Origin of the sequence: Methylobacterium sp. E-041, assembly GCF_022829665.1 — a bacterium.
Lineage (GTDB): Bacteria > Pseudomonadota > Alphaproteobacteria > Rhizobiales > Beijerinckiaceae > Methylobacterium.
Genome location: NZ_JAKSYQ010000086.1, coordinates 1 through 979 on the forward strand (window position 1 = coordinate 1; position 979 = coordinate 979).

Here is a 979-nt window from a genome sequence, read left to right on the forward strand (position 1 = left end):
ATGCAGAGGCTGGTTTGGTCGAGAGACACATCGAGGCCAACATAGTGGAGCATGGCAGCAGCCCTTCCGGATCAGTGGATCGGTCCTGCAAGCATGCGCGACTCAGGACCGATTACGCCATCTCCCACGGGGATCCTGGCGCGATGTACTGGATCTGTGAGCCAGCTTTGGCGACCCATTTGCGCAACGCCTTGGAGATCATCTCTGGGCCATTGTCGCAGCGAATGTGCTCCGGGATGCCGTGCAGGCACATCGCGTCGGCCAGCGCCTCGATCACGCCGACGCTGTTGATGCGCCGCGCCACCTTCAGCGCGAGGCAGGCACGGCTGTGCTCGTCAATCAGCGTTAGGATGCGCAGAGAGCGCCCATCGTGCGTCTGGGCTTGCACGAAGTCGAAGCTCCAGACGTGATTGCGATGAAGCGGTCGTAGCCGCACGCAGGAGCCGTCGTTCAGCCACAAGCGGCTGCGGGGTCTATGTCGGCTGGGGACCTTCAGCCCCTCGCGACGCCAGATGCGCTGAACCCGGTCTTTGCCTACCTGCCAGCCGGCTGCCTGCAACAGCGCGGTGACGCGGCGGTAGCTGTAGCGTCCGTACTCGGACGCCAGGGCGATCATGGCCTGGGTCAGTGCATCCTCGTCGGCCAGCACGGTAGGCACATAGCGTTGCGTGCCGCGGTGCTGACCGACGATCCGGCAGGCGTGACGTTCCGAGAGGCCGTACTTCTCACGGATGCCGTTCACCGCCTGCCTGCGTCGCTCGGGGGCTACAAGTTTCCCGAGGCGACGTCCGCCAGCACCTGCTTCTCTAGAGAAAGGTCGGCGACGAGCCGGCGCAGACGAGCGTTCTCGCGCTCCAGATCCTTCATCTTCCTGGCTTGATCGACCTGAAGGCCGCCGTACTCCTTGCGCCAGCGGTAGTAACTCTGCTCGGAGATCTCCGCCTCCCTGCATGCAAGGGCCAAACTCTTGCCCTGGGCC

1 pseudogene is annotated in these 979 nt (G+C 64.0%); it reads right to left on the reverse strand.

Going from position 1 to position 979, the window contains the following annotated elements:
* Positions 1 to 121: 121 nt before the first annotated feature.
* Positions 122 to 979 (reverse strand): annotated as a pseudogene (locus MKK70_RS08345) (IS3 family transposase); the annotation flags it as partial.